The following is a 15,562-nucleotide window of genomic DNA, read 5'->3' on the forward strand; positions in this document are numbered from 1 at the left end:
GCCTCTTCGCAGCGGTGTATGCGAAACAGGGCTGCGAACGTCAAGATATTGTTCGGTTTTTGCCCGGCTTTCGCCCAAATGGTTGGGACCAGGCGGCGGCTGCCGTCAGCACCCGGGGATTAGATCGATTGAAATTAGCCCTGACGCAGGACGCGGCTACTCTGCCTCCCGGCCCATCCGGCGCGCCGTGTAGCGCTCTATGGCCGACAGGCCGTCATAGATCAGCACGGCAAGGGCTGCCACGATCAGGCCGCCCTGCAGGATGAAGGCGAGATTGTTGGACAACAACCCGGCGATGATCACTTCGCCCAGCGTTTTGGCTGCCACGGTCGAACCGATGGTCGCCGTGGCAAGGCTGATCACCACCGACAGCCTGATGCCGCCGAGAATGATCGGGGCGCTGAGCGGCAGTTCGACCTTGGTGAGCCTTTGCCAACCGGTCATGCCGGCGCCGCGCGCCGCCTCGACGACATTGGCAGGTAGCGTCGTCAGGCCGGTCAGCGCGTTCTCGAAGATCGGCAGCAGGCCGTAGAGAAACAGCGCGATCAGTGTCGGCTTCTCGCCGAAGCCGACGGCCGGCACAGCGAGTGCCAGCACCGCCACGGGCGGAAAGGTCTGGCCGATGTTGACCAGGCTGCGCGACAGCGGCAGGAATTCGGCGCCGGCCGGCCTGGTGACCAGGATGGCAAGCGCCACCGCAACGATGGTTGCTGCCACGGTGGCGATCAGAACCGTGCGCAAATGCAGCAATGTCAGCGTCAGCAGGCTGCCCTGGTTGTAGATCACCGGCGCATTGTTTTCGGTCAGCGGCTTCAGCAGCGGCACGAACCAGCCGGGATTGGTGACGAAGGCAACGAGCAGCATCACCAGGGCAAGTCTGAGCAACGATGGAAGCCAGGCCTTCATGCCGGCCTCGCCGCGCGCTTCACCAGCCCGTCGACGGTGACGCGGCCAAGCGGCTTGCCATCGGCGCCTTTGACCGGCAGCGCCGGCCGGCCCGTCCACAACAATTCGGCCAGCGCGTCACGCTGGCTGGCGTCGCCGGGGATCGCCTCGCCTTCGGCGGAGCCCTTCTCCACGGCATCGCGGACCCGACCGAGCGACAGCAACCGGAACGGCCTTTCGCTGGCGCCGACCAGGGTCTCGACGAAGGCGCTTGCCGGCTTTGCCAGGATCTCGGCGGGCTTGGCGTATTGCACCAGCTTGCCGGCATCCATGACCGCGATCTTGTCGCCCATATGCACGGCCTCTTCCATGTCGTGGGTGACCAGGATGATGGTGGTGCCGAAGCGCTTCTGGATCGCCAGCAGATCTTCCTGCGCCTTGTTGCGGATGATCGGGTCGAGGGCGCCGAACGGTTCGTCCATCAACAGCACGTTGGGCTCGGCGGCGAGCGCGCGGGCAACGCCGACGCGCTGTTGCTGGCCGCCGGACAGTTCGTGCGGGTAGCGCGGCCCGAAGGCTTCGGGGTCAAGCTGATAGAGCGTCATCAGTTCGTCGACCCGGGCCTTGATGCGGTCCTTGTCCCAACCGAGCAGCACCGGCACGGTGGCAATGTTCTGCGCCACCGTACGATGCGGGAACAGGCCGTGACCCTGGATGGCGTAGCCGATGCTGCGGCGCAGCTCATAACCGGGCAGCGAACGATTGTCGGCGCCGTCGAGCTTGATGATGCCCGAGGTCGGTTCGACCAGCCGGTTGATCATGCGCAGCAACGTCGTCTTGCCGGAACCGGACGTGCCGACAATGACGGCTATGGTGCGCGGCTCGATGACCATCGACACGTCATCGACCACGGTCGTCGCGTCATAGCGCTTGGTAATGCCTTCGATCTCGATCATGCCGTTTCAACCCTGCGCCTGGTGGCGGTCATTTCGATCACCGCATCGAGGATGATGGCGGCGGCAAAGGCGAGCGCGACCGTTGGCACCGCGCCGAGCAGCACAAGGTCCATCGCCGTCTGGCCCACACCCTGGAAGACGAATACGCCGAAACCGCCGCCGCCGATCAGCGCGGCAATGGTGGCGAGGCCGATGTTCTGCACCAAGACGATGCGGATGCCGGTCAGGATCACTGGAAAGGCCAGTGGAAACTCGACGCCGAACAGGCGTTGGCGTTCGGTCATGCCCATGCCGCGTGCCGCGTCGTTGGCGGCGCGCGGCACGCCAGCGAGACCGACCACGGTGTTGGCCACCACCGGCAGCAGGGAATAAAGGAACAGCGCGACGAAGGCGGGGGCTGTGCCGATGCCGCGAATGCCGAGCGCGGCAGCCCCCGGCACATGCGTGGCCACCCAGCCGAGCGGCGCGATCAGCAGGCCGAACAGCGCGATCGAGGGAATGGTCTGGATGATGTTGAGCACGTTGAGAACGCCGGCGCGCAGATTCTCGACGCGATGGCAGAGAATACCGACCGGCAGGCCGACGACCACTGCCGCAAGCAGCGACCCTAGCGCCAGCGTCACATGCTTGGAGCCCTCCGCCCAGAAACTGTCGGCGCGGTTGAAATATTCCTTCAGGATCGACAGATTGTCCCAGCTTCCCGAAATCAACAGCAGCCCGATCGCCAAAGCCGAGACCGCAAGCACGCCAACTCGTGCCAATGGCGACAGGTTCAGCCGTGTCAGCACATCGGCAAGCAAAAGCGTGAAGGCAAAGATCAGAATCCAGAAACCGGAGGCTGGCGAAACTCTCGCAAAGGTGTTGCCCTCCGGCGTGAGGAATGTTCCGGCGACGCCGATCAGCAGCGCGAGCGCGGCAAGCGCCACCACGCTGGCGGCAAGGCGCAGCGCAAGCAGTGTCTTGAACAGCGCGATGAGTGCTGCGGCGACGACGATGACGAGCAGCAGCGTCCCGGTGGTTGCCGGCAGCGCCTCGAGAATCGAGCGCGCCTGGCCGGGGACGATGCGGTTGGCACGGAACGTGGCAAAGGGCGCGGCAAAAGCCGCGTAGGCTGATATAGCGGCGATGACCACGCCGAGCTTGTCGAAGCGGATGTTCACGCCCTCCCCCGTCAGTCGATCCGGCGCGCCACGAAAGCGGCGCGCCGGAATCGTCCTACTTCAGGAAGCCGTTCTTCTTCAAAAAGTCCTCGGCGACGCCCTTGACCGGCTCGCCGCCGACCTGCACGCGACCATTCAGCTCCTGCAGCGTGACGAGGTCGAGCTTGGCGAAGACCGGCTTCAGCAGCGTCTCGATCTCGGGATGTTGCTTCAGCACCGCTTCGCGGATGATCGGCGCCGGCTGGTAGACCGGCTGCACGCCCTTGTCGTCGTCGAGCACGACGAGCCCGGACGGTGCGATGCCGCCATCGGTGCCGTAGACCATGGCCGCATTGGCGCCGTTGGTCTGGTTGGCGGCCGCGGCGATGGTTGCCGCGGTGTCGCCGCCTGAGAGAGTGATCAGTTGGTCCGGCTTCAGCGTGAAGCCATAGGTGGTCTGGAAGGCCGGCAGTGCAGCCGCCGAATTGACGAACTCGGCGGAAGCCGCCAGCACCACCTGACCGCCGCCCGCGACATATTTGCCGAAGTCGGTGAGCGTGGCGAGCTTGTTGGTCTCGGCGACTTCCTTGCGCAGCGCGATCGCCCAGGTGTTGTTTGCGGGCGACGGCGACAGCCAGACGATCTTGTTGGCGTCGTAGTCGAGCTTCTTGGCCGTTTCATAGGCCTTGGCGGCATCCTTCCAGACCGGGTCGTCGGCCTTCTCGAAGAAGAAGGCGGCGTTGCCGGTGTATTCGGGATAGATGTCGATCTCGCCGGCGGTGATCGCCTTGCGCACCACCGGCGTGCCGCCGAGCTGGATGCGGTCCGATGTCTTGATGTTGTTGGCGTTGAGGACGAGCTGGATGATGTTGCCGAGCACGCCGCCCTCGGTGTCGATTTTCGAAGAGACAACCACCTGGGCATTGGCGGAAGCCACCGTGATGCCGAGCGCCAATGCCGCGCCGGCCAGAAACTTGACTGAAAACATTGTGAAAACCCCTAGCTATGAACCGAAACGCGATGACCGCATATGAGCATGGCTTCAACGGCCAGTCGGGGCACACGGTTTCATAACAAGGGGGATCAGCGCAATATTTTTGTTCGGAAGGCCGATTTTGAGGCGACGCTGGCGATCTGCTGCCATCTGGCGGATAATGCCATAGGGTGCGGGTGGCAAACACGGAGAGCGTGTCATGGCCATACACAAAGTCGGCTACCTCATCGGAAGTCTTGCCCGGGAATCCATCAACCGCAAGCTCGCGAAGGCGCTCGTTCAACTGGCTCCTCCGGAACTTGAAATGACGGAAATCGCCTTCAGGGATCTGCCTCTTTACAGCTACGATTATGATGCGAATTTCCCGCCGGTCGCCCGGGATTTCAAAAAGGCGATCGCGTCCGTCCAAGCCGTCCTGTTCGTTACCCCGGAGTACAACCGCTCGATCCCTGGCGGATTAAAGAACGCGATCGACTGGGCGAGCCGCCCCTATGGAAAGAATTCATTCGCGCGCAAACCGTCCGCCGTCATCGGAACATCGCCGGGCGCCATCGCAACCGCTGTCGCCCAACAAAGCCTGCGCAGCGTTCTGAGCTTCTGCAACTCACCCCAGATGAATGCGCCGGAAGCCTATATCCAGTTCACGCCGGGACTGATAACGGACGACGGCGAAGTGACGGTCGAATCCACCGAGGACTTCCTGCGCAACTACATGGCTGAGTTCCATATGTTCATAGCGAGGGTGCTTCAGGTGTTGCCGCCGGACGCATAGGCTTGGCGTCAAGCCGGGCGCGCGCTCGTCACCTTCAGCGCGCCCAGCGCCACGAAGCACAGGACGGTGACCGGAAAGACTATCCAGTTCAGCATCTCCCAGCCCCAGGCGTTGTAGACCATGCCCGACATCAGTGAGGCGCAGGCGACGGAGCCGAACAGGACGAAGTCGTGGAAGCCTTGCACCTTGCCCTTTTCCGACGGCCGGTAGGTGGAGGCCACCATTGCGGTCGCGCCAATGAAGCCGAAGTTCCAACCAAGGCCCAGCAGGATCAGCGACGTCCAGAACTGCCACAGCGCCAGGCCCGACAGAGCGACAATGGCGCAGCCGATGAGCAGGATCAGGCCGGTGGTCACAATGCGTTCGGCGCCGAAGCGATGGATCAGCGAGCCGGTGAAGAAGCTTGGCGCAAACATCGCCATGACGTGCCAGGAGATGCCCAGCGTCGCGTCGGTCTCCGACAGTCCGCAGCCGACCATGGCCAGCGGTGCGCCCGTCATGACGAAGCTCATCAGCGCGTAGCTGCCGACCGCACAGAAAAGCGCGGCGACGAAACGCGGCTGCGTGACGATTTCAGCCAGTGGTCTGGCGTCGCTGTCGGCGATCTCCACCTTGCCGGATGCTTTCGCCGGCAGCCGCAGGAATGACAGGATGATGGCGCCGACGGCGGCCAGCGGCAGGATGGACACGAACGAACCGGCAAACATGACCGGCGCCAGCGATTCGCGGGTGAAGATGACAATCTGCGGCCCGAGGATAGCGGTGACGATGCCGCCGGCCAGCACGAAGGAGATGGCGCGCGCCTTGAATTCCGGCGGTGCGTTGTCAGCGGCGGCGAAGCGGAACTGCTGGACGAAGGCGCCGCCGACACCGATCGTGAGCAAGCCAAAGGCAAACAGCCAGAAGCTCCCTTGAAAAAGCGCAAGCGTGGCGATCAGGCCGCCAAGCGCCGTGACGATCGTTCCGGTCATGAAGCCGCCGCGCTGGCCCATTCTGCGGATGATGGCCGCTGCAGGCAGCGCGCCGAGCGCCACGCCGATGTTGAAGCCGGTGATCGGCGCTGTCGCCAATGATTTGTCGGGGCCAAGCAGATATTGCCCGGCCAGCGCCCCCACGGAGATGGCGATGGGGGCCGCCGAGCCGATGATCGCCTGCGATGCGGCCAGGATCAGCGCCGTGCGGCGCGCCTCGCTGCCTGCCTCGACGGCGATTGCCGTCATGATGCGTCCTTGCCGCGCCCCTCGCCACGCACCCGGCGTGACACACGGTCGAGCACGGCATTGACCAGCTTCGGCTCGTCTTCCTCGTAGAAGGCCTTGGCGATGTCGACATATTCGGAGACGATGACGGCGACCGGGACATCCTCGCGCTTCATCAGTTCGTAGACGCCGGCGCGCAGGATGGCGCGCAGCGTCGAATCGAGCCGCGACAGCGGCCAGTCCTCGGTCAGCGCCTGGCGGATGATCGGATCGATGGTCTTCTGGTTCTCGACGACACCCGCCAGGATAGCGCGAAACCATTGCGCATCGGCCTCGCGATAGAGCGCGCCGTCGACTTCCTTGCCAAGGCGAAACGCCTCGTACTCGGCGGTGATCTCGAAGACACCGCTGCCGGCGACATCCATCTGATAGAGCGCCTGCACGGCGGCCAGACGGGCAGCGCCGCGCTTGTTGGCGTGGCGCATCGCAGGCTGCCCGGGCGAAGCGGGTTCGCTCACGATCGCGCTCCCAATTGTTCCTTGAGGGCAATCATGGTCAGCGCCGCACGCGCGGCAAAGCCGCCCTTGTCGCCTTCCGAGCGCTTGGCGCGAGTCCAGGCCTGGGCGTCATTCTCGGTGGTGAGAATGCCGTTGCCGATGCAGACCGAGTCCTGCACGCTCAAATCCATGAGCGCGCGGCTGGATTCATTGGCGACAATGTCGAAATGGTAAGTGTCGCCGCGGACGACGGTGCCCAGCGCGACAAAGCCATCATAATGTGTGCCGCCTTCCGTCGCGCCGTCCAGTGCAAAGGTGATCACCGCGGGGATCTCCAGCGAACCTGGAACGGTGACGACGTCGTAAGTCGCGCCCGCTTCATCGAGCGCGCTTGTCGCGCCGTCGAGCAGCGCATCGGCAAGGTCGTCATGAAAGCGCGCTTCGACAATGAGCAGATGCGCCTTCGCCTTCGGACGAATGAAGGCTTTGCCGTGTTGGGATGTACCAGCCATAAAAGTCTCCGGGGAGTTGCCGGTGACTTAGGCCGAAGCCGGGTTCATCGCAAGCGGAAGATTGCTGGATGGACTCCTGTCCTATCGATCCTCTCGCGTATGCCACAGGCGCAACACAGAAATTGTCGTGTTCTGTATCTCGTAACGAATTTCGTAGCTGCCTACCAAAATGCGACGCACTTCTCGTGGTTCGAACTCTTCCAGTCTCTCACCGATGCGCGGATATTCGACCAACCGTGCCGGCGCGGCAGTAAGCGACTGCACGGCACGTGCGGCCGCCGGGCCATTTTCTAGCACGAGAAAATCATGTAGCCGGACCAAGTCGGACAAAGCCTTGTTGGTCCATTTCAACTCCATCAACGAGGCACCGGCAGTGGCTTGTCGGTACCAAGACTCTCAGCCCACGCCTGCACGGCCTGGTGATCGATGACCCGTCCTGCGTCGACATCGGCCATTGCTTCAAGCGTGAGCCGTCGGCGCTCCTCCTCCAAATCCACCCACGCGGAAAGAGCTTGTTTGACGATCCAGCCGCGTGGGCGCTCAAGGCGGGCAGCCAGTTGATCTACCTTTTCAGCCAGCGGCAGCGGAACGTGAGCGGTGATTACTTTTGTATCCATCAGAGCCTCACAATCAGATTTAATCATAGCGATTAAAACTGATTAAGTCGAGTGCAGCAGCACTTAAAGCCCCTCTTTCGTCGCCTCGACCAGCCGCGCCGCATAACGCGCCATGGTGTCGATCTCGAGATTAACGCGGTCGCCGACCTTGCGCTCACCCCAGGTGGTCACGGTCAGCGAATGGTGGATCAAAAGCACGTCGAAGCGCGTGCCTTCGACCTTGTTGACGGTGAGCGAGGTGCCGTCGAGCGCGACCGAGCCCTTGGGCGCGATGAACTTCGCCAGGTCGCGCGGCGCTTCCAGCGTGAAGCGCACGGCATCGCCCTCATCCTTGCGCTCGACGATTTCGGCCATGCCGTCGACATGGCCCGAAACGATGTGGCCGCCGAGTTCGTCACCGATCTTCAGCGCCCGCTCCAGGTTGACCTTGGTGCCGGATTTCCAGCCCGAGGCCGTGGTCAGCCGCAAGGCTTCCTCCCATGCTTCAACCTCGAACCAGCGTGCATTCGAGGCGCTGTCGGGCAAGGCCGTGACTGTCAGGCAGACGCCGCCGCAGGAGATCGAGGCGCCGATGGCGATGGTCTGCGGGTCATAGGCTGTGTCGATGCGCAGCCCCGCCCCTTCCCTGAGCGGCTTGACGGACGCGACAGTGCCGACATCGGTGACAATTCCGGTAAACATCGGTGTTGATCCCTAGAGGTCTCTTGTCCACTCGGCGTAGCTGTCTTCGCCGAAACGCATGTCGCGCAATTTGCGAAATCCTGCCGGGATATGGTCGGCGTCGATCGGCGATGCAATGCCGTCGTCGCCGATTGCATCCGGTCCCTGGAACAGCACGATGCGGTCGACCAGCCCGTCGGCCAGGAAAGCGCTCGCCACCCTGGCGCCGCCCTCGACCAGCACGCTGGCCATGCCGAGCGCGGCCAGATCCTCGAGTAGTTCCGGCAAGGCTACGCCGCCCTCGTGCGTCTCGGTGCCGATGAAGCGCACGCCGGCGCGTTCGAGTGCTGCCCGCCGCAGCGGATCGGCCTCCAGGCAGGCGGCGATATAGAGCGGTACCCGGTCGACGCCCGAAACCAGCTTCGAGGCCTCCGGCAACCTGAGCTGGCGGTCGAGCACGATGCGGGCAGGCGAACGGTTCTCAAGCCCCGGCAAACGCACCGTCAGGGCCGGATCATCCTCAAGGGCGGTGCCGATACCAACCAGTATGGCGTCCGCCTCAGCCCGCATCAGATACACTTCTCGGCGCGCGATATCGCCGGTGATCGACACCTGCCCGTCACCTTCCCTGCCGATCTTGCCGTCGCTGGAAAGCGCAAGCTTGAGAATCACTTCCGGGCGTTTTCTCAACGATCGAATCAAATAGCCGGCCATCTGCTCGGCGGCTTCCGCCGCCAGCACCTTCTCGACCACCTCGACACCGGCCGCGCGCAGGATCGCATAACCCTTGCCGGACACGCGCGAATCGGGATCGCTGGCGGCACCGACGACCCGCGCAACGCCGGCATTGACCAGCGCATTGGCGCAAGGCGGCGTGCGGCCGTGGTGGGCGCAAGGTTCCAGCGTGACGTAGGCGGTGGCGCCGCGCGCGAGGTCGCCGGCCTCGGCCAGGGCCTCGGTCTCGGCATGCGGACGGCCGCCGACAGCGGTGACGCCGGTGCCGACGATCATCGGACCATTGCCGTCATCGCGCACGATCAGCGTCCCGACAGACGGGTTGGTCGCGGTGCGCCCGGCATTTTTTCGCGACAGTCTGAGTGCCGCTGCCATGAAGCGGCGATCAAGGGCGGCCTGTTCGCTTGCAGTCATGCTCAGCTGGCTTCCTCTTCACCCTTGACTTCGTCGCCCTTGAGCTCGCCCAGCAATTCGTGGAAATCCTTGGCCTCGCGAAAATTGCGGTAGACCGAGGCGAAACGGACATAGGCGACATCGTCGAGCGACTTCAGCGCTTCCATGACCAGGCGGCCGACTTCTCCCGAAGCAACCTCTGTCTCGCCGGAACTTTCGAGCTGGCGCACGATGCCTGTCACCGCGCGGTCGATGCGTTCGGGATCGACATTGCGCTTGCGCACGGCGATCTCCACCGAGCGCAACAGCTTGTCGCGGTCGAAGGGCACTTTGCGGCCCGATTTCTTGACCACGACCAGGTCGCGCAACTGCACGCGTTCGAAGGTGGTGAAACGGCCGCCGCAATCGGGGCAGACGCGCCGCCTGCGGATCGCCGCGCCATCCTCGGCGGGGCGCGAATCCTTCACCTGCGTATCTTCCGACTGGCAATAGGGACAGCGCATGGAGAAGCCTTTGGGTGGCGAATCTGGTGAAGCGAAAGGCTTAGAGGTTTTTGCAGCGATGGCAAAGTGTCGCCAACAGCTCCCTCGCCCTTCAGAGATAGCGAGGCGCAAGCAGGATTGCCAGCCTCGCCAGCAGCCGCACATCGTACCGATGTCTTCAGGGAGCAACGTCGGCGGTCGGAAACCCGCACGATGCGCCGAGACTACGATAGGCCTTGGTGAAGCCGTCCATGGATATGCTTCCAACCGGCGCATCGCCGAAGGAGACGTCAAGCACCGATGCCCGGCGCATGGCGCGCAGGAGCGCCAGGCTGGTCTTGGACTGGTTGTCGACGGTCCAACTGAGCCGGCCGTTGACGGCGCCATCGGAATGGAGCTTGGCAGTGACGCGGCCCTTGTCGTCGCCGAAAGTGGCGGCAACCGACTTGCCGGCCGGCAAGGCCTTGTTGTCGACGGCGATCGTTACGGACGGGTAGGCATCCGGCGGCAGTGCATCACCGTTCGTGATGATGAGCGTCAGAACGCCGCTCTCGCCGCCAGCGCCGATAAAGGCGGTCGAGGCCGCGCAGGTCTTGCGCAGATCCTCACCGGTGTCGGCCTCGTCGACCAGGGTCGACCATCTGCCAAAGGTTTCGAGCTTGGGTGCCGTCTGGGCGGGCGCCGCGGGCTCGGGCTGAGGTGCGGGTTGCGCATGAGCGGGTTGCGCGGGCGCGGCTTGAGCAGGGGCGGTTTGCGCCAAGGCGTTGCCGGGGAGCCCGGCGATCAAAGCAGCCAGAGCGCCAACGGCGCCGAGGTCGGCGAAACGAAATGGTCGCATCATCAAGGCTCCTGTCGGTCGCCCCGGCCTGCTGAAACGACGCTTGTCGTTGCAGCAGGCGGTAAAACTTCCTATCGGGTCAGCCGAGATAGGGATAGAGCGGGAAGCGATCGGTCAGCGCCACGACCTTGGCCTTGACCGCTGCTTCGACGGCGGCATTGCCCTCGTCGGAATTGGCGACCTTGAGACCATCCAGCACTTCGGCGATCAGCTTGCCGATCTCCCGGAATTCGGCCTGGCCGAAGCCGCGCGTGGTGCCGGCCGGGGTGCCGAGACGCACGCCCGAGGTGACAAAAGGCTTTTCCGGGTCGAACGGAATACCGTTCTTGTTGCACGTGATGTTGGCGCGGCCCAGCGCCGCCTCGGCGCGCTTGCCGGTGGCGTTCTTCGGACGCAAATCGACCAGCATCAGATGGTTGTCTGTGCCGCCGGAGACGATGTCGAGACCGGTTTCCTTGAGGCTGGAGGCGAGCGCCTTGGCGTTGGCGGCAACGCTCTCGGCATAGACCTTGAAGCTTGGCTTCAGCGCTTCGCCGAAGGCAACCGCCTTGGCGGCGATGACATGCATAAGCGGGCCGCCCTGCAGGCCGGGGAACACCGCCGAATTCATCTTCTTGGCGATGTCCTCGTCATTGCACAGGATCATGCCGCCGCGCGGGCCGCGCAGCGACTTGTGCGTCGTGGTCGTCACGACGTGGGCATGCGGCAGCGGCGACGGATGCACGCCGCCGGCGACCAGCCCGGCGATGTGCGCCATGTCGACCATCAGATAGGCGCCGACCGCGTCGGCGATCTCGCGAAAACGCTTCCAGTCCCAGACGCGGGAATAGGCGGTGCCGCCGGCCAGGATCAGCTTCGGCTTGGTTTCATGCGCGGTCTTCTCGATGGCATCCATGTCGAGCAGATGGTCGTCCTGGCGCACGCCATAGGAGACGACCTTGAACCATTTACCGCTCATGTTGACCGGCGAACCGTGGGTCAGATGGCCGCCGGAATTGAGGTCGAGGCCCATGAACGTGTCGCCCGGCTGCAAGAGCGCCAGGAAGACGGCCTGGTTCATCTGGCTGCCGGAATTCGGCTGGACATTGGCGAAGTTGCAGCCGAACAGCTTCTTGGCGCGCTCGATGGCCAGTTCCTCGGCCACGTCGACAAACTGGCAGCCGCCGTAGTAGCGCTTGCCCGGATAGCCCTCGGCATATTTGTTGGTCATGATCGAGCCCTGCGCCTCAAGCACCGCGCGGGAAACAATGTTTTCCGAGGCGATCAGCTCGATCTCGTGGCGCTGGCGGCCGAGTTCGTTGCGGATGGCGCCGAAAATCTCCGGATCGGCGTCGGCCAGCGTGGTTTCGAAGAAGGATTCGAATTTGTTCGACACTGCCGCTGCTGTTGCCATAGCCTGAAATCCTCGGGGTTCGGGGGCAATTTTGTTTACGCATGTCGTTGCCCAAACCGCTGTACACTTTTGGGCAACCTGCACGCGGCGCCATTAACACAGTTGTTTTCGCCCCGCCACGTTTGCCACGCGAAATTTGCTGGCCGGATTGCGCCAGCCAGGCCCGCGCGTCGTTATTTCCTCGCCTTCCGGCCCCTCAGCAATGCCTCGGTGAGCGTGATCTCGGTAAACAGCGCCTGCGACGTATGGTCGTTGATCTCGCCGCTGCGAAACATGGCGCGCACGGCTTCGCGCTCGGCTTCGATGCCCGCAAATCTCAATTCGAGCTCCAGCCTTCCGGCTTCACGCGCCTCGGCGCGGGCCTCATCGGCTTCGTCCGAGGCGGCGATGCGGCGCCGGTAGCCGGCGACGATGCTATCGGCGGCGGCAAGCCTGGCGCCGGGCACCTCGCCTCCCTCATCATCTGCGGCTCCGGCGATGCTCTCGATGCGCGCGATTGCCGCCTTGGCGGCGCCGACACGCGCCAGCCGCTCCTCGGCGGCGCCGGCATCCTCACCCGGCTCGACCAGCCCCCTGGCGATCGTCGGCAGAGCGAGACTGGCGAAGACCAGCGAACAGATGATGACGCCGGCGGCCAGGAAAATGACCAGATCGCGTGCCGGGAACGGCGAGCCGTCCGGCATGGCGAGCGGCAGCGACAATATGCCGGCCAGCGTGATGGCGCCGCGCACGCCGGCCACCGAACCGGCGAGCCGCACGCGCAACCCGAACGGCTCCACCTTGCGCTTGCCCAGACGTGCGGCGATGCCGGCTGCGAGATCGCCGACCCATATCCACAGGAAGCGCAACGCGATCAGGCACAGCGTCAGCGCCACGACGGTCGCGATCGGCTGGATGATCGGGTGCAGGCTCATGAGTTCCGGCGGCACATGGCGGATGATGTCGGGAAGCTGCAGGCCGAGCACGATGAAGAGAGCACCGTTGAAAACGAAGGAAAGCGTCGTCCACAGCGACATCGTCTGCATGCGGGCCGAGACGCCGAGGAAGCGAAACACGCCGGAGCCGCCGGTGAGCAGGCCGGCGGTAACAGCCGCCAGAATACCGGACGCTCCGACATGCTCGGCGCCGAGATAGGCGATGAAGGGCAGCAGAACCATCACCAGCACCTGCGCTTCGGCCGGCATGCCGCCGATCCGGTTGAGCAATTGCAGCAGCTTGGCGGCAACGAACAGCGCCGCGACGCCGATCAGGATGCCGATCGCCACGGCATAGAGAAAACTGAACGAAGCCGCGGCAAGGGAAAAGCTGCCGGTCAGCACTGCTGCGACGGCGAAGCGGAACATGACGAGGCCTGAAGCGTCGTTGAGCAGCGACTCGCCTTCGAGAATGTGCATCAGCCGCGCCGGGACAACATTCCTGTCGACGATCGAGGACACAGCCACCGCGTCGGTCGGCGACAGCACCGCGGCAAGCGCAAAAGCGACCACCAGAGGGATGCTCGGCACTAGCCAATGCAAGGCGTAGCCGAAGCCGACGATGGTGAAGAAGACCAGCCCTATGGCCAGATCCAGGATCGGTCCGCGCAGCGCCATCAGTTCACGCTTCGGTGCGCCATAGGCATCGCCGAACAGCAGCGGCGGAATGAACACCAGCAGGAACAGTTCCGGATTGATCTCGACATGGATGCCGCGCACCGGCCAGGCGAGCGCGGCACCGATCGCAATCTGCAGCACCGGCAACGGCACCCGCACCAGGCGAACCAGCGCGCCGGAAAGCGCCACGAAGACGAGCACGACCAGAATGAAGACAGCGACTTCCATGGTCCGGTTCCAGGCTTTCCCGCCGACCATGCGCAAAGCCGGCCGATCCGTCCAGCCGCCCTCCCGTGAAAAACGCCGCGGCACCCAATCAATGAAAAAAGGCCGCCCTGAGAGGCGGCCTTTTTAAATAGAAATCAAATACTTAAAGCGCGGACGTGATCTGCAGCTCGTTGTTGCCATCAAGCGCGTAGACGTCGTCGCGGAACTGCACCACGCCCGGACCGGTCGACCAGGCCGAGAGATAGAGGAAGTGGACCGGCACCGGATTGGTGACCTGGATCGGCGTGTTTTCACCGGTCTTGATCGCCGCCTCGAAATGCTGGCGGTCCCAGCCGGGCGTGTCGCGCAGGATCCAGGTGACGAGGTCGCGCACATTCTGCACGCGCACGCAGCCCGAGGAATCGAAACGCAACATCTTGCCGAACAGGCTCTGCTGCGGCGTGTCGTGCATGTAGACGCCGTCAGGGCTCGGGAAATTGATCTTCACCGAAGCCATGGCGTTTTCCGAGCCGGGATCCTGGCGGAACCGGTACTTGGCGGCGTCGTCGGTCGACCAGTCGACATTCATCGGATCGACTTCGCTGCCATCGGGCGCGAACAGGCGGATGTGGCTGTTCTTGAGATAATCGGGATTTTTCCGCATCAGCGGAATGATGTCCTTGCGCACGATCGAGACCGGCGCGTTCCAGTATGGATTGACAATGATCTCGGTGATCTTGGAATTGACGATCGGCGTCTGGCGATCGATCTTGCCGACGATCGCGGTGTGGCGAAGCACGACGCGGTCGTTCTCGACCGCTTCGACCTGGGCTGCCGGAATGTCGACCAGCACGTAGCGGCTGCCCAGCGTGCCGGCTTTCTCGCGCAGCCGCTGAAGATTGGTCTGCAACTGGCCAAGCCGGATCTGCGCCGAAACGTTCATCGCCGCATAGGTGTATTTGCCCATCGAGCCATCAGCCGGCAGGCCGTGACGCAGTTGGAAGCGCTTGACTGCCGAGTCGACATAGGAATCGAAAGCCGTCGAAATGCCGGCGCTCTGCGACAGGTCGCCCGCGACCATCAGGCGCTTGCGCAATGGCACCACATCGGGATCATCGACGCCGAGCTGCAGTTTCTTGGTCGCGGGAACCTCGACCCAGCCACCCTGCCCGACAATGTTCTGGTATTGCCCGACCGCCTGTTCCGTGAAAGCAACGGTCTGCGGGCTGAAGATCGGCAGCGTCGAGGCCACCTTGCCACCCTCGCTGGCGCGGGCGTCGAACTGGTCGTCCCAATTGCCGCGCGCCGAGGATTTCAGGATATCACCGATCACATCCTGCGCATTGGCGCCGCCGGCGACCACCGCGGCTGCGAGCGCGGAGGCTCCGGACAGGAAAAAACGACGGCTGGTTTTCATGGACGTTCCAGACATTGGTAGCAGTTCGATCACTTGCTGCGTTGATCACCGGGCGATCTCGCCCGCACTGTAAAATTGGCAATCTTAACAATTAGCCAACCATGGTCCGTATCAGCTTGGTGTGACAACGCACAGGCGCGATACGGGCTGCGGGTGAACGCATGGCCTTCACCACAGCATCACTGCCATTCTCGGTTCCATTGGAATATGGCGGCAACGTGGCCTTGCGGCCAAATCCGACCGGCCAGCATTCCGAAAAGAACGGACCGTGCTT

Annotated in this window: 17 protein-coding genes; 1 reads left to right on the forward strand and 16 read right to left on the reverse strand. The window is 63.7% G+C overall.

Going from position 1 to position 15,562, the window contains the following annotated elements; genetic code table 11:
• Positions 1-156: 156 nt before the first annotated feature.
• The 4 genes from AC0NIL_RS22545 to osmF are packed head-to-tail and all read right to left on the reverse strand — an operon-like array spanning position 157 to position 3,968.
• Positions 157-906: an ABC transporter permease gene (locus AC0NIL_RS22545; RefSeq protein ID WP_013532238.1), complete on the reverse strand. Its 750-nt coding sequence runs from the start codon at positions 904-906 to the stop codon at positions 157-159.
• Positions 903-1,841 carry an ABC transporter ATP-binding protein gene (locus AC0NIL_RS22550; protein WP_013532239.1) on the reverse strand — a complete coding sequence of 313 codons (939 nt, stop codon included), beginning with the start codon at positions 1,839-1,841 and terminating at the stop codon, positions 903-905. The genes AC0NIL_RS22545 and AC0NIL_RS22550 overlap by 4 nt, the downstream gene beginning before the upstream one ends.
• The gene (locus AC0NIL_RS22555) at positions 1,838-3,001 is read right to left on the reverse strand and encodes an ABC transporter permease (protein ID WP_275954697.1); all 1,164 of its coding nucleotides are present in this window, start codon (positions 2,999-3,001) and stop codon (positions 1,838-1,840) included. Before AC0NIL_RS22555 ends, AC0NIL_RS22550 begins: the two co-directional genes overlap by 4 nt.
• Positions 3,002-3,056: 55 nt before the next feature.
• Entirely contained in the window at positions 3,057-3,968 is a 912-nt protein-coding gene (osmF, locus tag AC0NIL_RS22560; protein WP_013532241.1) for a glycine betaine ABC transporter substrate-binding protein OsmF, read from the reverse strand.
• A 205-nt stretch (positions 3,969-4,173) separates the two neighbouring features.
• On the opposite strand from osmF, the gene AC0NIL_RS22565 reads away from it, so the two are divergent.
• Positions 4,174-4,746 (forward strand): NADPH-dependent FMN reductase, encoded by a 573-nt coding sequence (locus AC0NIL_RS22565; RefSeq protein WP_224620244.1) that lies wholly within the window; start codon positions 4,174-4,176, stop codon positions 4,744-4,746.
• 8 nt (positions 4,747-4,754) lie between these two features.
• On the opposite strand, the gene AC0NIL_RS22570 is transcribed toward AC0NIL_RS22565, so the two are convergent.
• The 12 genes from AC0NIL_RS22570 to AC0NIL_RS22625 all read right to left on the reverse strand — a co-directional run bounded on the left by AC0NIL_RS22570 (position 4,755) and on the right by AC0NIL_RS22625 (position 15,288).
• Positions 4,755-5,966 carry an MFS transporter gene (locus AC0NIL_RS22570; RefSeq protein ID WP_063167767.1) on the reverse strand — a complete coding sequence of 404 codons (1,212 nt, stop codon included), beginning with the start codon at positions 5,964-5,966 and terminating at the stop codon, positions 4,755-4,757.
• Entirely contained in the window at positions 5,963-6,463 is a 501-nt protein-coding gene (gene nusB, locus AC0NIL_RS22575) for a transcription antitermination factor NusB (RefSeq protein WP_013532244.1), read from the reverse strand. Before nusB ends, AC0NIL_RS22570 begins: the two co-directional genes overlap by 4 nt.
• On the reverse strand, positions 6,460-6,954 hold the full coding sequence (gene ribH, locus AC0NIL_RS22580) for a 6,7-dimethyl-8-ribityllumazine synthase (RefSeq protein WP_013532245.1): 495 nt from the start codon (positions 6,952-6,954) through the stop codon (positions 6,460-6,462). Before ribH ends, nusB begins: the two co-directional genes overlap by 4 nt.
• Positions 6,955-7,035: 81 nt before the next feature.
• Positions 7,036-7,311, reverse strand: coding sequence for a type II toxin-antitoxin system RelE/ParE family toxin (locus AC0NIL_RS22585; protein ID WP_063171900.1), 276 nt, complete (start codon positions 7,309-7,311; stop codon positions 7,036-7,038).
• Positions 7,311-7,571, reverse strand: coding sequence for a CopG family ribbon-helix-helix protein (locus AC0NIL_RS22590; protein WP_013532247.1), 261 nt, complete (start codon positions 7,569-7,571; stop codon positions 7,311-7,313). The genes AC0NIL_RS22585 and AC0NIL_RS22590 overlap by 1 nt, the downstream gene beginning before the upstream one ends.
• Positions 7,572-7,634: 63 nt before the next feature.
• The gene (locus AC0NIL_RS22595; protein ID WP_064995446.1) at positions 7,635-8,252 is read right to left on the reverse strand and encodes a riboflavin synthase; all 618 of its coding nucleotides are present in this window, start codon (positions 8,250-8,252) and stop codon (positions 7,635-7,637) included.
• 12 nt (positions 8,253-8,264) lie between these two features.
• Positions 8,265-9,380: a bifunctional diaminohydroxyphosphoribosylaminopyrimidine deaminase/5-amino-6-(5-phosphoribosylamino)uracil reductase RibD gene (ribD, locus tag AC0NIL_RS22600; RefSeq protein ID WP_063167764.1), complete on the reverse strand. Its 1,116-nt coding sequence runs from the start codon at positions 9,378-9,380 to the stop codon at positions 8,265-8,267.
• Between the two features lie 2 nt (positions 9,381-9,382).
• Positions 9,383-9,862 (reverse strand): transcriptional regulator NrdR, encoded by a 480-nt coding sequence (nrdR, locus tag AC0NIL_RS22605; protein ID WP_013532250.1) that lies wholly within the window; start codon positions 9,860-9,862, stop codon positions 9,383-9,385.
• Positions 9,863-10,019: 157 nt separating this feature from the next.
• Positions 10,020-10,682: a hypothetical protein gene (locus tag AC0NIL_RS22610; RefSeq protein WP_064995447.1), complete on the reverse strand. Its 663-nt coding sequence runs from the start codon at positions 10,680-10,682 to the stop codon at positions 10,020-10,022.
• Positions 10,683-10,758: 76 nt separating this feature from the next.
• The gene (gene glyA / locus AC0NIL_RS22615; RefSeq protein ID WP_013532252.1) at positions 10,759-12,072 is read right to left on the reverse strand and encodes a serine hydroxymethyltransferase; all 1,314 of its coding nucleotides are present in this window, start codon (positions 12,070-12,072) and stop codon (positions 10,759-10,761) included.
• A 173-nt stretch (positions 12,073-12,245) separates the two neighbouring features.
• Positions 12,246-13,892, reverse strand: coding sequence for a Na+/H+ antiporter (locus AC0NIL_RS22620; RefSeq protein ID WP_275954700.1), 1,647 nt, complete (start codon positions 13,890-13,892; stop codon positions 12,246-12,248).
• Between the two features lie 142 nt (positions 13,893-14,034).
• The gene (locus tag AC0NIL_RS22625) at positions 14,035-15,288 is read right to left on the reverse strand and encodes a L,D-transpeptidase family protein (protein WP_127366821.1); all 1,254 of its coding nucleotides are present in this window, start codon (positions 15,286-15,288) and stop codon (positions 14,035-14,037) included.
• Positions 15,289-15,562 lie beyond the last annotated feature (274 nt).

This window comes from Mesorhizobium sp. WSM1343, assembly GCF_055901535.1.

Coding starts and splice junctions, on each gene's coding strand:
- AC0NIL_RS22545 (WP_013532238.1), bottom strand. CDS start 906: ATGAAGGCCTGGCTTCCATCGTTGCTCAGACTTGCCCTGGTGATGCTG.
- AC0NIL_RS22550 (WP_013532239.1), bottom strand. CDS start 1,841: ATGATCGAGATCGAAGGCATTACCAAGCGCTATGACGCGACGACCGTG.
- osmF (WP_013532241.1), bottom strand. CDS start 3,968: ATGTTTTCAGTCAAGTTTCTGGCCGGCGCGGCATTGGCGCTCGGCATC.
- AC0NIL_RS22565 (WP_224620244.1), top strand. CDS start 4,174: ATGGCCATACACAAAGTCGGCTACCTCATCGGAAGTCTTGCCCGGGAA.
- AC0NIL_RS22570 (WP_063167767.1), bottom strand. CDS start 5,966: ATGACGGCAATCGCCGTCGAGGCAGGCAGCGAGGCGCGCCGCACGGCG.
- ribH (WP_013532245.1), bottom strand. CDS start 6,954: ATGGCTGGTACATCCCAACACGGCAAAGCCTTCATTCGTCCGAAGGCG.
- AC0NIL_RS22585 (WP_063171900.1), bottom strand. CDS start 7,311: ATGGAGTTGAAATGGACCAACAAGGCTTTGTCCGACTTGGTCCGGCTA.
- AC0NIL_RS22590 (WP_013532247.1), bottom strand. CDS start 7,571: ATGGATACAAAAGTAATCACCGCTCACGTTCCGCTGCCGCTGGCTGAA.
- AC0NIL_RS22595 (WP_064995446.1), bottom strand. CDS start 8,252: ATGTTTACCGGAATTGTCACCGATGTCGGCACTGTCGCGTCCGTCAAG.
- ribD (WP_063167764.1), bottom strand. CDS start 9,380: ATGACTGCAAGCGAACAGGCCGCCCTTGATCGCCGCTTCATGGCAGCG.
- nrdR (WP_013532250.1), bottom strand. CDS start 9,862: ATGCGCTGTCCCTATTGCCAGTCGGAAGATACGCAGGTGAAGGATTCG.
- AC0NIL_RS22610 (WP_064995447.1), bottom strand. CDS start 10,682: ATGATGCGACCATTTCGTTTCGCCGACCTCGGCGCCGTTGGCGCTCTG.
- glyA (WP_013532252.1), bottom strand. CDS start 12,072: ATGGCAACAGCAGCGGCAGTGTCGAACAAATTCGAATCCTTCTTCGAA.
- AC0NIL_RS22620 (WP_275954700.1), bottom strand. CDS start 13,892: ATGGAAGTCGCTGTCTTCATTCTGGTCGTGCTCGTCTTCGTGGCGCTT.
- AC0NIL_RS22625 (WP_127366821.1), bottom strand. CDS start 15,288: ATGAAAACCAGCCGTCGTTTTTTCCTGTCCGGAGCCTCCGCGCTCGCA.